We start from the raw sequence: 283 nt of genomic DNA, 5'->3' as shown, positions 1-283 counted from the left end.
CTTACATGTTTGAGTATAAGACAAACGTAACTGTTGAGTTATTTGATGCTAAGGGAATCTTAGTATCTAGCCAAACTAACAACAGCTATGTTAAGGGATCTGATGACAGTACTAATTTCGATATGTCGAGATTATCAAATCAGATGTACTATGTTAAGGTAACAACAAGTAGAGGAACTATGACCAAGAAAATTGTTTCTGGTAACTAATAGAGATTCTATTTAAAATAACCCTTTAATTAAAAAAGGCAGCTATTACAAGTTAATAGCTGCCTTTTTGTTTT

1 protein-coding gene is annotated in these 283 nt (G+C 31.4%); it reads left to right on the top strand.

The window, feature by feature from the left end:
- Positions 1–209 (top strand): T9SS type A sorting domain-containing protein (locus RM697_RS13710; protein ID WP_311428460.1); only part of this gene is annotated, 209 nt, incomplete at its 5' end.
- Positions 210–283 lie beyond the last annotated feature (74 nt).

The sequence above is a fragment of the Microcosmobacter mediterraneus genome (assembly GCF_031846265.1).
In the GTDB taxonomy this organism is placed as follows: domain Bacteria; phylum Bacteroidota; class Bacteroidia; order Flavobacteriales; family Flavobacteriaceae; genus Microcosmobacter; species Microcosmobacter mediterraneus.
The sequence above is the reverse complement of the archived record's forward strand: the minus strand, read 5'-3'. Positions and strand labels throughout refer to the sequence as shown.